General features: G+C 69.1%; 17 protein-coding genes. 5 read left to right on the plus strand and 12 right to left on the minus strand.

The window, feature by feature from the left end:
- Nucleotides 1-7: 7 nt before the first annotated feature.
- Together ACQEU8_RS16330 and cobJ are read left to right on the plus strand one after the other, a co-directional pair.
- Nucleotides 8-634: a precorrin-8X methylmutase gene (locus ACQEU8_RS16330; protein ID WP_433102437.1), complete on the plus strand. Its 627-nt coding sequence runs from the start codon at nt 8-10 to the stop codon at nt 632-634.
- A 101-nt stretch (nt 635-735) separates the two neighbouring features.
- On the plus strand, nt 736-2,259 hold the full coding sequence (cobJ, locus tag ACQEU8_RS16335) for a precorrin-3B C(17)-methyltransferase (protein ID WP_433102439.1): 1,524 nt from the start codon (nt 736-738) through the stop codon (nt 2,257-2,259).
- A gap of 28 nt (nt 2,260-2,287) precedes the next feature.
- Here cobJ and ACQEU8_RS16340 read toward each other — a convergent pair whose 3' ends face one another.
- Nucleotides 2,288-3,130 carry a helix-turn-helix transcriptional regulator gene (locus ACQEU8_RS16340; RefSeq protein ID WP_433101207.1) on the minus strand — a complete coding sequence of 281 codons (843 nt, stop codon included), beginning with the start codon at nt 3,128-3,130 and terminating at the stop codon, nt 2,288-2,290.
- Nucleotides 3,131-3,683: 553 nt separating this feature from the next.
- Between ACQEU8_RS16340 and ACQEU8_RS16345 the strand changes: the two genes are divergently transcribed.
- Nucleotides 3,684-4,325 carry a hypothetical protein gene (locus ACQEU8_RS16345; protein ID WP_433101209.1) on the plus strand — a complete coding sequence of 214 codons (642 nt, stop codon included), beginning with the start codon at nt 3,684-3,686 and terminating at the stop codon, nt 4,323-4,325.
- Here the strand turns inward: ACQEU8_RS16345 and ACQEU8_RS16350 are convergent.
- The 10 genes from ACQEU8_RS16350 to ACQEU8_RS16395 all read right to left on the minus strand — a co-directional run bounded on the left by ACQEU8_RS16350 (nt 4,322) and on the right by ACQEU8_RS16395 (nt 11,475).
- On the minus strand, nt 4,322-4,600 hold the full coding sequence (locus tag ACQEU8_RS16350) for a ribosomal protein L7/L12 (RefSeq protein WP_433101211.1): 279 nt from the start codon (nt 4,598-4,600) through the stop codon (nt 4,322-4,324). The two genes, ACQEU8_RS16345 and ACQEU8_RS16350, sit on opposite strands and share 4 nt — an antisense overlap.
- Nucleotides 4,601-4,644: 44 nt before the next feature.
- Nucleotides 4,645-6,537 carry a serine/threonine-protein kinase gene (locus tag ACQEU8_RS16355; protein WP_433101213.1) on the minus strand — a complete coding sequence of 631 codons (1,893 nt, stop codon included), beginning with the start codon at nt 6,535-6,537 and terminating at the stop codon, nt 4,645-4,647.
- A 155-nt stretch (nt 6,538-6,692) separates the two neighbouring features.
- Entirely contained in the window at nt 6,693-6,947 is a 255-nt protein-coding gene (locus ACQEU8_RS16360; protein WP_433101215.1) for a hypothetical protein, read from the minus strand.
- Nucleotides 6,948-7,034: 87 nt separating this feature from the next.
- The gene (locus tag ACQEU8_RS16365) at nt 7,035-8,180 is read right to left on the minus strand and encodes a hypothetical protein (RefSeq protein WP_433101217.1); all 1,146 of its coding nucleotides are present in this window, start codon (nt 8,178-8,180) and stop codon (nt 7,035-7,037) included.
- Between the two features lie 220 nt (nt 8,181-8,400).
- Complete coding sequence (locus ACQEU8_RS16370) at nt 8,401-9,240, minus strand: helix-turn-helix domain-containing protein (protein ID WP_433101219.1); 840 nt, start codon at nt 9,238-9,240, stop codon at nt 8,401-8,403.
- Complete coding sequence (locus tag ACQEU8_RS16375; RefSeq protein ID WP_433101221.1) at nt 9,237-9,755, minus strand: DUF6879 family protein; 519 nt, start codon at nt 9,753-9,755, stop codon at nt 9,237-9,239. The genes ACQEU8_RS16370 and ACQEU8_RS16375 overlap by 4 nt, the downstream gene beginning before the upstream one ends.
- Complete coding sequence (locus tag ACQEU8_RS16380; protein ID WP_433101223.1) at nt 9,739-9,951, minus strand: hypothetical protein; 213 nt, start codon at nt 9,949-9,951, stop codon at nt 9,739-9,741. The genes ACQEU8_RS16375 and ACQEU8_RS16380 overlap by 17 nt, the downstream gene beginning before the upstream one ends.
- 234 nt (nt 9,952-10,185) lie before the next feature.
- Nucleotides 10,186-10,377: a DUF397 domain-containing protein gene (locus ACQEU8_RS16385; RefSeq protein WP_433101225.1), complete on the minus strand. Its 192-nt coding sequence runs from the start codon at nt 10,375-10,377 to the stop codon at nt 10,186-10,188.
- Nucleotides 10,370-10,585 (minus strand): DUF397 domain-containing protein, encoded by a 216-nt coding sequence (locus tag ACQEU8_RS16390; protein WP_433101227.1) that lies wholly within the window; start codon nt 10,583-10,585, stop codon nt 10,370-10,372. Before ACQEU8_RS16390 ends, ACQEU8_RS16385 begins: the two co-directional genes overlap by 8 nt.
- Before the next feature lie 5 nt (nt 10,586-10,590).
- Complete coding sequence (locus ACQEU8_RS16395) at nt 10,591-11,475, minus strand: helix-turn-helix domain-containing protein (protein WP_433101229.1); 885 nt, start codon at nt 11,473-11,475, stop codon at nt 10,591-10,593.
- A 203-nt stretch (nt 11,476-11,678) separates the two neighbouring features.
- On the opposite strand from ACQEU8_RS16395, the gene ACQEU8_RS16400 reads away from it, so the two are divergent.
- Together ACQEU8_RS16400 and ACQEU8_RS16405 are read left to right on the plus strand one after the other, a co-directional pair.
- Nucleotides 11,679-12,137: a hypothetical protein gene (locus ACQEU8_RS16400; RefSeq protein WP_433101231.1), complete on the plus strand. Its 459-nt coding sequence runs from the start codon at nt 11,679-11,681 to the stop codon at nt 12,135-12,137.
- A gap of 121 nt (nt 12,138-12,258) precedes the next feature.
- Nucleotides 12,259-13,410, plus strand: a complete 1,152-nt coding sequence (locus tag ACQEU8_RS16405; RefSeq protein ID WP_433101233.1) for a serine hydrolase domain-containing protein — start codon at nt 12,259-12,261, stop codon at nt 13,408-13,410.
- Between the two features lie 74 nt (nt 13,411-13,484).
- Here ACQEU8_RS16405 and ACQEU8_RS16410 read toward each other — a convergent pair whose 3' ends face one another.
- A complete protein-coding gene (locus ACQEU8_RS16410; RefSeq protein WP_433101235.1) occupies nt 13,485-14,246 on the minus strand; it encodes a cobalt-precorrin-6A reductase in 762 nt (253 codons plus the stop codon).
- Nucleotides 14,247-14,265: the final 19 nt, after the last annotated feature.

Consider the following 14,265-nt stretch of genomic DNA (forward strand, 5'->3'; position numbering starts at 1 on the left):
GAGCACAGTGTTCGAGTACGAGAAGGACGGCGCTGCCATCTACCGGCAGTCCTTTGCCACCATCCGCGCGGAGGCGGACCTGGCCGGGCTGCCCGCCGATGTCAGCCAGGTCGCGGTGCGGATGATCCACGCCTGCGGCATGGTCGATCTCGTACGGGACCTCGCCCACACCCCGCGGGTCGTCGAACAGGCCCGCGCGGCCCTGCGTGCGGGGGCGCCCATCCTCTGCGACGTCGCCATGATCGCCAGCGGCGTCACCCGTAAGCGGCTGCCCGCCGACAACGACGTGATCTGCACGCTCGCGGACCCCTCCGTCCCCCGGCTCGCCGCGGAACTGGGTACGACCCGTACCGCCGCGGCGCTCGAACTGTGGCGCGACCGCATCGAGGGTTCCGTCGTGGCGATCGGCAACGCGCCCACCGCGTTGTTCCGGCTGCTGGAGATGATCGAGGAGGGGGCGCCGAGACCGGCTGCGGTCATCGGGGTGCCGGTGGGGTTCGTCGGGGCTGTCGAGTCCAAGCAGGCGCTCGCCGCGCACTCTTCCGGGCTGGAGCACCTGGTCGTCCACGGTCGCCGCGGCGGCAGCGCGCTCGCCGTGTCCGCGCTCAACGCCATCGCGAGTGAGGAGGAGTGAGCCGGGTGAGCAGCACCGACACAGCGAGGAGCGACGTGGCCGAGGGTACGGGCAGTGGACGGCTGCTCGGCGTGGGACTGGGGCCCGGCGATCCGTCGCTGATGACCGTACGCGCCGTCGAGGCCATCGCGGAGGCGGATGTGGTCGCGTACCACAGCGCCCGGCACGGCCGTTCGATCGCGCGCTCGATCGCGGCCGGGCAACTGCGCCCGGACCATATCGAGGAGGCCCTGGTCTACCCCGTCACCACGGAGTCCACCGACCACCCCGGCGGCTACCGGGGCGCGCTGGAGGAGTTCTACGCCGAGGCCGCGGCGCGGCTCGCCGCGCATCTGGACGCGGGACGGACGGTGGCCGTGCTCGCGGAGGGCGACCCGCTCTTCTACGGCTCGTACATGCATATGCACAAGCGGCTGGCGCACCGGTATCCGACCGAGGTGATCCCCGGTGTGACGTCCGTGAGCGCCGCCGCCGCGCGGCTGGGCACCCCGCTGTCCGAGGCGGAGGAGGCGCTGACCGTACTGCCCGGCACGCTGCCCGAGGAAGAGTTGACCGCACGCCTCGCCTCCAGCGACGCGGTGGCCGTGATGAAGCTGGGGCGTACGTTCCCGAAGGTGCGCCGCGCGCTGGAGCGTTCCGGGCGGCTGGCCGAGGCCCGCTACGTCGAGCGCGCCACCATGGACGGCGAACGCACCGGACGGGTCGCGGACGTGGACCCGGACTCGGTGCCGTACTTCTCGGTGGCCGTACTGCCGAGCAAGGTGGGCAAGCCGGGAGCAGCCCTCGATAACGAGGGCGACGCCCCCGGGAACGGCATGACCTCCGGCGAAGTCGTCTCCGGTAGCGAAGTCGTCCCCCGTGGCGATGTCGTCCCCGGCGGCGAAGTCGTCGTCGTCGGCACCGGGCCCGCCGGGCCGCTGTGGCTCACCCCCGAGACGCGAGGGGCACTGGCCACCGCCGACGATCTGGTCGGCTACACCACCTACCTCGACCGGGTGCCGGCGCGGGACGGGCAGCGCCGGCACGGCTCCGACAACCGTGTGGAGGCGGAGCGCGCGGAGTTCGCGCTGGAGCTGGCGCGGCGCGGCCGGCGGGTGGCCGTCGTCTCGGGCGGCGATCCCGGCGTGTTCGCGATGGCGACGGCCGTACTGGAGGCCGCCGATCAGGAGGCGTACGCGGACGTTCCCGTACGCGTACTGCCAGGCGTGACCGCGGCCAACGCGGCAGCGGCCAAAGCGGGCGCTCCGCTGGGCCACGACTACGCCACGCTCTCCCTCTCCGACCGCCTCAAGCCGTGGGAGGTCATCGCCGAGCGCCTCCGCGCGGCGGCGGCGGCCGATCTGGTGCTCGCGCTCTACAACCCCGGCTCGCGCAGCCGCACCTGGCAGGTCGGCAAGGCCCGCGAGGTCCTGCTGGAGCACCGCGCGCCGGACACCCCGGTGGTGCTGGCCCGTGACGTGGGCGGGCACGGCGAGCGGGTGCGGATCGTGCCGCTGGCCGAACTGGACCCGGCCCAGGTGGACATGCGTACGTTGCTGATCGTCGGCTCCTCCCAGACGCGGGCCTCCCGGCGGCCGGACGGTACGGAGTACGTGTGGACCCCGCGCCGCTATCCGGAAGTGTGAGTTCGGTCGGTTTGCGGGGCTGCCGCGGTCACGCCTTGGCCATCAGGCGCAGCGCGTCCTCCTCGGGTGTGCCGGGTGCGGCGGTGTAGACGAGCAGGGCCAGTTCCGGGTCCTGCGGGAAATGGGTGATCTCGTACGTGAGGGCCAGCGGGCCGGCGTCGGGGTGGTCGATGTGTTTGATGCCGTACGACTTCGTGCGCACCGTGTGCAGCTCCCAGTGCTGCCGGAACTCCGGGCTGTGTTCGACGAGTTCGGCGACCAGCCGCCACAGTTCGGGGTCCTCCGGGTGGCGGCCCGCGGCGATCCGGAGATGGCCCACGGCCTCCCGGGCGATCATCTCGCGGTCGGGGTAGCGGCTCCCGATCTCCGCGTTGAGCAGGTGGAGTCGGCACATGTTCCGCTCGGCCGGCGGTAGCGCGTCGAAGTCCGTGATGAGTGCGCACACGGGGCGGTTCCAGGCCAGTACGTCCATGCGCCGCCCCATCACCAGGGCCGGTGCAGTGATCCAGTCCAGCAGTTGCCGCACCTCGGGCCGTACGGAGTCGGCCTCCGGCCGGGCCGTGCCCGGGGCACCCCGCGCGGGCACCGGTCGGTGCGGGCGAGCCAGCCGGAAGAGGTGCTCGCGCTCGTCCTCGTCCAGCCGCAGTGCGTCGGCCACGGCGCCCAGCACCGCGTCCGAGACGCTCTGGTTGCGGCCCTGCTCCAGCCGTACGTAGTAGTCGACACTCACTCCCGCCAGGTGCGCCAGCTCCTCCCGGCGCAGCCCCGGCACCCTTCGATGGCCGGACCCTGAGGCGAACCCGACGTCCTGCGGCTGGATTCTCGCCCGACGGGACCGCAGAAAGTCGCCCAACTCCGCGTGTTTGCCCATGAGTTCATTGTCCCCGAACCTGGGCCCGGCGGACGGTGGGTACGCCGGACCCCCCGTACGGCAGAGCAGCCGGAGAACCCGCGCACCCGGACCACCATGGAGTTCCGGACATGACGCGGGGCACGGGGCTCGACGTCATGGGGCTCCGGGCGACTGACACCGGCTGCCGTCGGCATACGGCGGCAGACGGCGGCCGATCAAGGCCGAGCGGGCCGACCGGGCCGACCGGGCCGACCGGGCCGAGCGGGCCGGCGAAACGGACCAGAGGGACGGTCGAAAGGTGGCGACTATGCGCGGATCCCTGCGCGAACACAGCGGACGGAGCGCGGCATCCGCGGCGGCGGCGGTCGTGGCGGTGCTCGTCGCCGCGTCACCCGCGACATCCACGTCACCCACGTCACCCACGACACCTACCGCGCCGGTGACGTCCACAGCCCCTGGGACAATCGCGGCCTCCATGGCGCCCGGGGCACCCGCGACACCCCGCCGCCGGACCGGCGGAGCACCGTCCGATCCCACACCCGGTGGGCCGCAGCGCCCGTACGAGCCCGACGTGCCCGGACCCCGCAACATCGACGGGCTCAGCGCGACGGTGCGCCCTGACGGTGGCACGCGGGACGGTGTACGCGTGGCCTTCGACCGCACCAGCCGGGCCGATCCGGAAGGCCCGCCGGCTGCCGCGCGCCGCTTCGTCTTCCTCTTCGACGCATCGCTGCGCTTCCACCCCGCCGCCTTTCCCACCTGTGCGCGCACGGTGGTCGAGCGGCAGGGCACCGACGGCTGCCCCGAGGGTTCCCGCATCGGCCGGGGTACGGCGCACGCCTACCCGCAGGGCACTTCGGAGGTGTACGCCTTCAACACCCGGTACGCGAACGGGATGCGGGGTGCCCTGGTCGTCATCCCGGCCACGGACACGATTCTGGAGCTGACCTGGGAACGCGTCACCAGTCCTTACCGGCAGCGGGGTTATCTGTGGGGTCTCGACGAGATGCTGCCGCCCTCCGACGTGCCACCGGCCGACCGGGTGGGCACCCGGCGGTTCCAGTTGGAGTGGGGCGCCACTCGCCGTACGGGCCCCCGTACCGTCAGCTTCGCCGAGACCTCGGCCGAGACCGGCACCAAGCTCCGGGTAGGGCTGTGGAGCTCCTTCGTGACAGGCCAGGTCGCCCTGCCGGAGGCCGCACCCGTGCGCTAGCCCAACCGCTCGACGGCTTCCTTGGCCTCCTTCAGGCCCGCGCCCGTCAACTCGCGGTATCGCTTGATCGCGTAGAGCTTCTTGCCGTTGCGGAGAAGTTCGATCACCTCGCGCAGCCGCGGGTCGTGCTCCTGCAACCCCATGTGCTCCAGCAACAGGTCCAGCTTCCGCTCCACCCGCGCCAACTGCCGGTCCGAACGCGAGATCCGCGTCTCGATGCTGAGGACCGCGCCGAACAGGAGCACGGCCGCGCAGGCCAAACCAAGTATTTCCATGGGCGCGATCCAATCAGCCCCGGTTTCCGCCTACGTAGACGGGATCAAGACCCGGATCCCCTCCGGCCGCGGGCAGCGGCGACGATACGGAAGGCGACGCTGCCGCCGACGGCCGCGCCGATGGCTGTGAACAGTCCGATTCTGCTGGAGTCGCCGAGGACGAGGCCCGTCCAGCCGTAGTAGCCGCACACTGCGCCCAGGCATGCGGTGAACGCCGTGGTGACCACGAGGGCGGCGACGATTCCGCAGCCCTGTTCGCCGGAGCTCGCCACGTTGCCCCGCTGGGACACGGCGCTGGCGACGACCAACGGCGCCAGCCCCAGCAGCGCGCCGACCCAGCCGCCTTCGTCGCCGAACTCACCCACCGAGATCACAGCGACATCCAGCCCGCCGTCGTCTCCGATCCAACCGACGACGAAGCCGGTCACGGACAGCGCCACGAGGACGAGAAAGCTGGTGAGCGCGGACCGCAGCCCGGCGACGATACATGCGACGACGCCGGACAGCCCGCCGAGCCAGGCGCCGGCCACCGCGCCCACATAGCTGGGATGGATCAGCCCGTCCGGGATCCCGGGCGCTTCCATGTCCAGCAGGTCGCCGTGGAAGTGCTGCTGGGACATGGGGATGAGGGCGCCGCTGTTGGCCTTGGTCGCGGCGATCACACCCCCGAGTACGCCGAGAACGATGAAGGCGACATCCAGCGACCGTCTGAGCGCGCGGCGGGCCTTCGGACCGGAGACGGCGGCCATCAGTCGTGCCCGAAGCGGCGGGGCCGGGCGCGGCGGAGTCCAGCCGGCGGCCTGCGCGGTGGACCCGGGCCCGTCCGGCTCGCTGGTGCTCGTACGTCCGCGAGCCGCGCCCGTTGGTGAGCCGCCAGGCGGTACCCCGCGTACCGTCCGGGAAGCCTCGCGGGTGAAGTCGCGTACCCAGGCGAACACCCGGCGGGCCCACGCCGCGCCACCCTGCGGATGGGGCGGTACGACGACGGTCGGCTGTTCGTCGTCCGGAGAGACCTGCCGCTCGTCCGCCGCCATGCGGAACCGGAGCACGTCGTCGCGCTGGGCCGTGATCATCTGGTGTATCTCGCGCGGCCAGGGCTGCTCGGGCCGCTCGTCCTGCGTGAGCAACTCTTTGATTTGTTGGAGGAGTTGCTCCGGTGTGGGCCGTTCGGTCGGCTCCTTGGCCAGGCACGGCTGGATGATCCGGCGCAGCTCCTCCGGTATCCCGCTGAGATCCGGCTCGGTGTGGACGACGTTGTACATCATCTGCGGGGCCGAGGTCCCGTTGAACGGGCCCTCGCCGGTGCACGCCATGACCAGCGCGGCGCCCAGCGAGAACACATCGCTGGCGGGGGTCAGGGGGTGGCCGTTGGGCTCCGCCTGCTCCGGCGACATGTAGCCGGGTGCACCTACCAACCAGCCGGTATGTGTGACCCAGGTGCCGTCGTCGCTGTCGGTGGCGCGGGCGATGCCGAAGTCGATCACTTTGGCGTGCCCCTCGGCGAGCAGCACGTTGGAGGGCTTCAGATCGCGGTGCACCAATCCGGCCCCGTGGATGTCGATCAGCGCCGAGGCGAGGTCGGCGGCCAGCCGCAGCACCGCCTCCTCCGGCAGCCCGCCGACGGCCTCGACTGCCGCGTGCAGTGAGGGTCCGGGCACGAACTCCGAGGCCAGCCACGGCACCGGCTCGTCCGCGCCGTCGTCGATCACGGCCGCCGTATGGTCGCCGGAGACCTTACGGGAGGCCGCCACCTCGCGCCGGAACCGTGCGCGAAAGCCGTCGTCCTCCACGAACTGCGCACGTACACGCTTGAGCGCGACCAGCCGCCCGCCGGGCGTATCCCCCAGCAGCACCCGCCCCATGCCGCCGCTGCCGAGTTCGGCGAGCATCCTGTACGGCCCGACCCTGCGCGGGTCGGAGGTCTCCAACGGTCGCACCGCCACCCCTTCCGGCTGCTGAGCTGAAAGATCGTAGCCGAACACCCTTGGCACCAGGGCGGGTTGAAATCGGGGGATTGGTGAAGACCTTCAGCGCCGCCCGCTTCGGGGGCCACCCGCTTCGGGGGCCACCCGCTTCGGGGGCGGGTTCCGCCCTAGCCCATGCCCTGCTGCGGCGGTACCCAGGCGAGCTTCTGCCGGATGTGCGCCGACGTCTTCGGGTCCAGCCGCACATGCAACTGGGTATTCCCACAGGCCGCGCAGACGAAGGCATCGAACACCGCCTGCTTCGTCCCGAACGCCCCCGCACCCGCCGGACGGAGCCCACCCTGCGCCACGTACTCGCCCCGGAACACCTCACCACCCCCGCACGCGCCACACCGCCCATAGCGCATGTCCCCGTTGGTCATACGGCCCACCCTAGTGCCCAGGCCTTCGCCGACCTCCTCGCCCTCTCAACTCGATCGCGGCGCCAGTTGCCGCCCCGAACGCGGGCTCTACACCGTCGCGGTCACCTGATCCGGCTGGTCCAGCCAAATGTGCTGCGCGCTGCGGGTGACCGTCACACCGAACCGGGTCAGTTCCGGCATTCCCTGACGCTGCCACCACGTGCGGGCGGCGGTGGCTTCCGTCCACAGGTCCCGGGGACCGGTCTGCTTCACCGCGTCGTCCGCTTTCCATTCGTGGAAGAACGCGACTGCCCGCGAGCCGTCAACGTCCCACAGCACAAGGCGCCGCGTGGCCTGCGGATCGCTCTCGTTCCATACGACGCGATACCGGACGGTGGGCAGATGCAGGCCGATGGAGAACGCACAGTGGACGGATTCCAGCACTGATTCAGGACTGATGGCGGAAGGGCCGTAACGCGCCTCGGCCTCATCACGGTCGGCACCCGCGTCCGCCGGTGGCCGCTCGTCGCGGATCCACATGAAACTCACGCTGTCCACGCATTTGCCGACAGCTTCGGGCCCGGCGTCTACCCCCTCGCCAACCCGCAGCTTCAAAAGACCCGCGTTGCAGAACGACGTGCCCCACGGCGTCACCACGACCCCACCCGGCTTGCACTGCTCCACCCATGCGTAAGGCACGCGCCGAACCGCCGCCGTGGAACTCACCCGGTCATACGGCGCACGCTCCAGGAACCCTCGTGTGCCGTCACCGACGACGAGCACAGGGGAATGCCCGAGTGCGGCCAACGCCCTCCGGGCACGTTCCGCCACTTCCGGGTCGATCTCCACGGACACGACATGAGAAGCCCCCACGCGAGCGCACAGGAGCCCGGTGGTCCAGCCCGAGCCGATCTCCAACACGGACTGCCCGGAGTCACGCACATCGAGATGCCCGAGCATCCGGGCGACCAATGTCGGCATACTCACCGAACTCGTCGCTGTTCCGGGGCCGCCCTCGGCCCCGTCATCAAGCTGAGTGACCACGACATCGTCCGCGTTCGCTTTCGCGTGCCACTCCTCGGCATTGCCGCTCCTCGTGACCTTCCGGTACCCACTGGGTCCGTCCTCGGCCCAGATGCACTCGGGGAGAAAGCCACTGCGCGGCGTCCGCAAAAACGCACCCCGCCAGCCTGCCCCCAGAGCGCCGGACTCGCCGAGATCAGCAACGAGTTGTCCATACTCCGAGTCAACCATGGGACTACTTCTCGCTCTCGTCGTCCTCAGGCGGGATGGGGTTGTTCCACTGCCCGTCCGACTCCCGGGGAGACTGCTGCTTGTCGCCGTCCTCGCCGCCCTTGCCGTCACTGTGCCTTCCCATACGGGCGCCTCCTTCAACTGATGCTCGATCTAACCGTGTTCATCAGTCAATGTAGAACGAGACCGGCTGCACAGCCGTCATCATTCCCGTCTCATACTAAAAATCATGAAGGAAGGACCGAGCGCACTCGTCGAGGAATGCCCGAGCATCATCCCCGAACAAAGCTCGACTCATATACATATCGAAGATTTCAAGGTGCTGGGCCACATCCTTGGCGTCTCGAAAAACGAGGCGCCCTGTGAATGTTTCCACTGTGGCCAGACGACTGTCGTAGACGGTAAAAGTGTTCAACGGGCCACGTACGAGTGGCGTCCCGTTCCGAAGCACCCCCAAGCGAATATTGGGGAGCCGGGACAGTGAGGCCAGCCGGTCCACCTGAACGACCATCGCCGACGGGGGGACGATTGCCCATTTGATCGCCTGCTCCGTGAGCAGGAACGTGAAGGACTTCGAGACGTCGTAGAGAATGGCCTGCCGTTCCAGTTTCTTGGCCACCGTCCTCGATGTGTCCACTGGTGAATGAGCGAGACTGGCGCGCACATACTCAGGCGTGGCCAGGAGGCCAGTGATCATGGACGGCAAAAAATAGCGCAGTTCAGCGGCGGCTGATTCGAGAGACGCCAGCTCCGTCTGACGCTTGTCGAGGCCACGGCGCCACGACGACCGCTTGTCCTCCCACTCGGTGTTCGCGATGCGCGCCAGCGCCGTTATCTCGGCCAGCAGCTCCCGGGGCACCTGAAGGGCAGTGAGGATACGCTCGACATCAACGACGCTCGGCGTTGTCCTGCCCGTCTCGATCTTCGAAATCTTACTTTGGCTCATGGCACAACGCCTGGCGAGCCGATCTCCGGAGAGACCTGCGCGCTTACGCAACTCTTTCAGCGTCTCCGCCAGGTCGTTCTTGGACTGCGCCAGCTGCTCAGGGTCGAGCGTCACCCGTGCACTTTCGCGTACTCGGCAAACGGGATCGCAGCCTCGAAGGCGGCATGCTTCCACCGGCGGTAGGGCTCGATGTCACCCTCCACGACTTCCCGGTTGATCTGCGTACCGTCCGGTCGGTAGTTCAGACGAACCACCCTTGATTCGTCGAACATCCACCAGTCCTGACCAAGGGGAAGGCCAAAGTCTCCTTGCGTCACATCAAGAATCCGAATGTGCTCGCCAGCGGCCACATTCCCCGGGATTCCCCAGGACAGTTGGTAGCGCTGGTAGTCGGTCAGCGGCTGACTGACTACCCGTACGCGGCCGATCCACTTTCCTTGATCCAAGTACTCGCGCACCCGCTCATGCCAACGGCGGTTGTGGTCGACGGGCTTGGGCTGCCCGCTCAGAAACCGTGCCAAGCTTGCGGCCTCTTTTGGCATGGAGTACTTCGGCTGCGCCTCGAACCGAAATGCTTCCCGCTCGAAGGCGTCGAAGAACTTCCGCCATTCGTCACCATCCAAGAACACGGACAGCCTCCCTCAGGACGTGTTCGGGAATCTCGACGAGACCTTCCCCTCCCGGCACCTGGAACCCGTCGTATACGTCACCCTGAACGACATACGAACCGCGCCCGGTCGCGTAGATGTTCGGACAGTCATCGTCATCGCACTCCGGCCCGTAGACATTGCCGGTAAGTCGTGTCAGTCCCTCACTCACGGCCATGGCTTTCCCCCTCCGTACCGGGCGTCTCCCGGCCCCTACCAACGACGCTAGGGTGCCCGAAGCGGGTCGTCCATGCCGTCTCGGAATTATTCCTGTCCTGGCATAAGTGCCAACACCGGGCGGGAATGAGCGCGCAGTACCGAACTGTGCGAACGCCCTTCAGTTCCGGCCACTTCCGCGGCCCTCGGAGAGCGACGGGGGCGAGAGCAGTGCTCTCGCCCCCGAGCACTGCTCCTATTCGAGGGCTCCGCTCTTCACGGAGGTCAGGAACGCGGACCAGGCGTCGGCCCGGAAGGTGAACGCGGGGCCGTCGGGCTGCTTGGAGTCCCGGACGGCCATGACGCCAGCGCTCAGGCGGGCACCTTCGATGCATGCGCCACCTTGGTCGTTGCTGTAGCTCGACTTGAACCAGGCGGCATCAGCCATCGAGAGCTCCGCTCTTTACCGAGGTCAGGAAGGCAGACCAGGCGTCGGCCCGGAACGTGAACGCGGGGCCTTCCGGCTGCTTGGAGTCCCGGACAGCCATGACGCCACCACTCAGGCGAGCGCCCTCAACGCACTCGCCGCCCTGGTTGTCGCTGTAACTCGACCTGAACCAAGCGGCATCACGCGGCGCCTCGGCCATGCTCTTCATGGGTATCAATGCTCCTTGACTGCTTTCTTGATGAGGTTCAGAGACTCGTGCGGCCCCGGAGCCAACGCTTGGAGGTCGGCGAACGCTTCCACGTACCGCTCCACGTCCCCCTCCTTGCGGTAAACCCAGGCACCGGCCAGGTTTTCCAGATACACGATGTGTCGGGGCACAGCACGGTCGGAGAAGCGCAGGACGACGAACGGACCGCTCATCGCGGGGTGGAGCCCGAGTTTGAACGGCACCACCTGCACGCGTACGTTCGGGCGAGCCGTCACTACATCGACGATGTGGCCAAGCTGTCCCCGTATCACCTTCGGCCCACCAACGGCGCGGCGCAACACCGCTTCGTTGATGATGGCTGTGAGCTTGAGTGGTGACTCCGTACGCAGTAACGCCTCCTGACGAGTCATCCGCACAGTTACCAGGCTATCCACCTCCTCAGCACTGAGCGCCTGATGACCGTTCGCGTAGATCGCTCGGACGTACGCCTCGGTCTGCAACAGGCCAGGCACGAACTCCGACGCGTAGGTCTGGAAGGCACTGGCCGTGGCCTCCAATCCCAGGTACGCCTTGAACCCCGGCCGAATCACCGGCCGATACTCCGCCGACTGCCACCAGTCCCGCCGGGTCTTCGTCACGGCGGCGTAGCCCTCCAGCACGGCCCGCTGCTCCGCCGTTGCCCCGTAGATCTGGCAGAGCGCTATCACGTCGGACGGCTCGACAGAGGCGTTGTCGCCCGTCTCCAGGCGGGTGAGTTTGGACGAGCTCCACAGGAGCTTTCGGACGACCTGGCGTCCGTTCAGGCCCGCGGCCTGCCGCAGTTGCCGCAGCTCGCTGCCGAGCTGCAAGCGGCACAGGGCGGGCGTTGCCGACTCGATGTCTGTGATCATCGCGCGCTTCCTTCCTCCGCCAGCGCGAGAAATGTTCTGCGAATTTGCAGAACATTGCGGTGAACCGTGAAAACCACCGCCGAGCAGCAGGAAATGGCGCGGAAAGTTGTCCGCGCAAACTCCTCAACTCCGTTCCAACGCTAGCCGTGTTGGTGCCACTCTGTAGGCGCTTTCTCACAGAGCGCGCAAGGAAGGAATGTCCCGTGACGAGTTACCGCTCTGCGGCATGCGGTCTCGGCAGGCACCCGGAGTGCCGGCATGCCACACCGAGGCAGGCACCCCCCGGCGTCCCGGTGACGTACGAGGCATGCGGCTGCGTCTGCCACACAGGGGTGGAGGGGGTCTGGATCTACGACCGGGATCAGACGGCCATCCCCGCGGCCGGCGAGCTCCGGCTGCTGCCGTGGACCACCGGGTCCGGCAAACCGTGCTACCTCAGCGGCACCCCCGACTCCCTCCTCTCCCGCTACGCCGACGAACTCGAAGAGGCCCAACTGGAAGACGGTCACCGTGCGTTGAAGCGCATCCTGCCCCTGGTGGCCAGGCAGACGGGCGCCGACGACGAGACCGCGCGGGCCACCCGGAAGGCCGCTGTCGCCCTCAGCAACGTCATCCGCGTCGCCGACAGCCGGGGTGCCCGGCTACCGGAAGCGGACCAATAGGGGTTCGGGCAATCCGAACCCCGGGAGGGGTGCCACCTCCATGGTTCCCGTCCGTCGGCAGCTGTGGAATGTGCGGGAGCCAACACGCGCCCTCCACCAGCCACGAAGAACGGGGAAAGACATGAGCCTTCACCGGCCTGCGCTCCTGTGCGCCCTCGCCGTCCTCACCACCGTCATGGTCGTCACGGGCACGCTGCCCGCAACTGCCGAGCAACAGCAGCCGGACAAACGCACCCAGATTCGCGAGGACTTGGTCGACATCACCCGCAACGGCGCTATCGGCGTCCAGGTGCGAGTGACGGACAAGAGCGACAGCTGGACCGCGCGGGCCGGCTCGGCGAGGGCTCAGGGAACCGCCCCCGTTCCCCGGAACGGAGTGTTCCGCGCGGGCAGTACGACCAAGATGTTCACCGCGGTCGTCCTGCTGCAACTGGTCGGGGAGGGCCGAGCCGCGTTGGACGATCCCTTGTCGCGGTACCTGCCCACCGGCCTCGTACCGAACGCGGACCGCATCACCGTGCGGATGGTCCTCCAGCACACCAGCGGCCTGCACGACCTGGCCCGCGACCTGCCGCAAGGCGAGGAGCTCGTCCGGACCCGCTTCCGGCACCACGATCCGGCGGCGCTGGTGCGCGCGGCGGCGGCCAAGCCCGCCGACTTCCCGCCCGGCACCGACTACGGGTACTCCAACACCAACTACGCCGTCGCCGGACTCATCATCGAGCGGATCACTGGCAGGTCGTACGCCGAGGAGGTCCGGCGGCGGATCACCGTACCGCTGGGCCTGCGGCACACCTCCGTACCCGGAGACAGCCCAGTGCTTCCCGGGCCGCACGCACACGGCTACATCGCACTCAAGGACCGTAAGGATCACAAGGACCGCAAAAACCACAAGGACATCACCGAGCTGAACCCCTCGATGGCCGGCGCGGCGGGCGAGATCGTGTCCACCACGGGCGACCTGGACACGTTCCTCACCGCGCTCACCTCGGGCAAGCTGCTGCGCCCCGCCGAGTGGCGGGAGATGAACCGCACCGTCGGCACCGGCGAGCCCGGCGCACGCTACGGGCTCGGGCTCAAGCACCGGAAGCTGAGCTGCGGACGTACGGTCGTCGGGCACACCGGCGGCATTCCCGGCTACGTGACGATGGCCTTCACCACGCCCGACCGGTCACGGCGGATGGTGCTGTCCGCGAACCTCGCCGACTGGCCCGCGGACCCGGACATCGGAGCCCCGCTCGACAAGGCGCTGGACGACGCGTTCTGCGACTGACGCCGACCCGCCTCTGCGCGGCGACCGGCTGACGGTCACGGTTCGCGTAGCGCCTCCGCCACGTCCTCCGACGGTCACGGTTCGCGGAGCGCCTCCGCCGCCTCCTCGGGGCTCGTCATCACCCGTACGCCCTCCGGGACCGGGGGGCGGCGGACGATCACGACGGGCAGGCTGGCCTCCCGCGCCGCCGCGAGCTTCGGCGCGGTGGCCGTACCGCCGCTGTCCTTCGTCACGACGACGTCGATGCGGTGGCCGCGCAGCAGCTCGCGTTCGCCGTCCAGGGTGAACGGGCCCCGGTCCAGGAGGAGCTCCATCCGGGCCGGGGTCGGCGTGCCCGGTTCCGGCGGGTCGACGGAGCGGACGAGAAACCACAGGCCATCGCTGTCCTGGCCCGCGGAGGCGGCGTCCGCGAAGGCGGCCAGCCCCATGCGTCCCGTCGTCAGGAAGACGCGGCGCCCCAGCCGGGGCAGCAGCTGCGCGGCGTGCGGCAAAGAGTCCGCCATGTGCCAATTGTCCCCCGCGGTCGGTACCCAGCCGGGGCGGCGCAGAGCGAGCAGGGGAACATGGGCTTCGGCCGCGGCCTCGGCGGCGTGGAAACTGATCGTCTCGGCGAAGGGATGGGTGGCGTCGATGAGTACGTCCACAAGGTGTGTACGCAGCCATTCCGCCAGCCCCCGCACACCGCCGAAGCCGCCGATCCGTACGTCGCCCGGGGGCATCCGCGGAGCGGCGACCCGTCCGGCCAGCGAGCTGGTGACCCTCATGTCCGGGGCGCCGTCCAGCAGCTCCGCGAGGCGGCGGCCCTCGGTCGTCCCGCCGAGGATCAGTACGTGCACGGGCTGCGGTTCCTTTCAT

It is taken from the genome of Streptomyces sp. CA-250714, assembly GCF_050936705.1.
Taxonomy (GTDB): domain Bacteria; phylum Actinomycetota; class Actinomycetes; order Streptomycetales; family Streptomycetaceae; genus Streptomyces.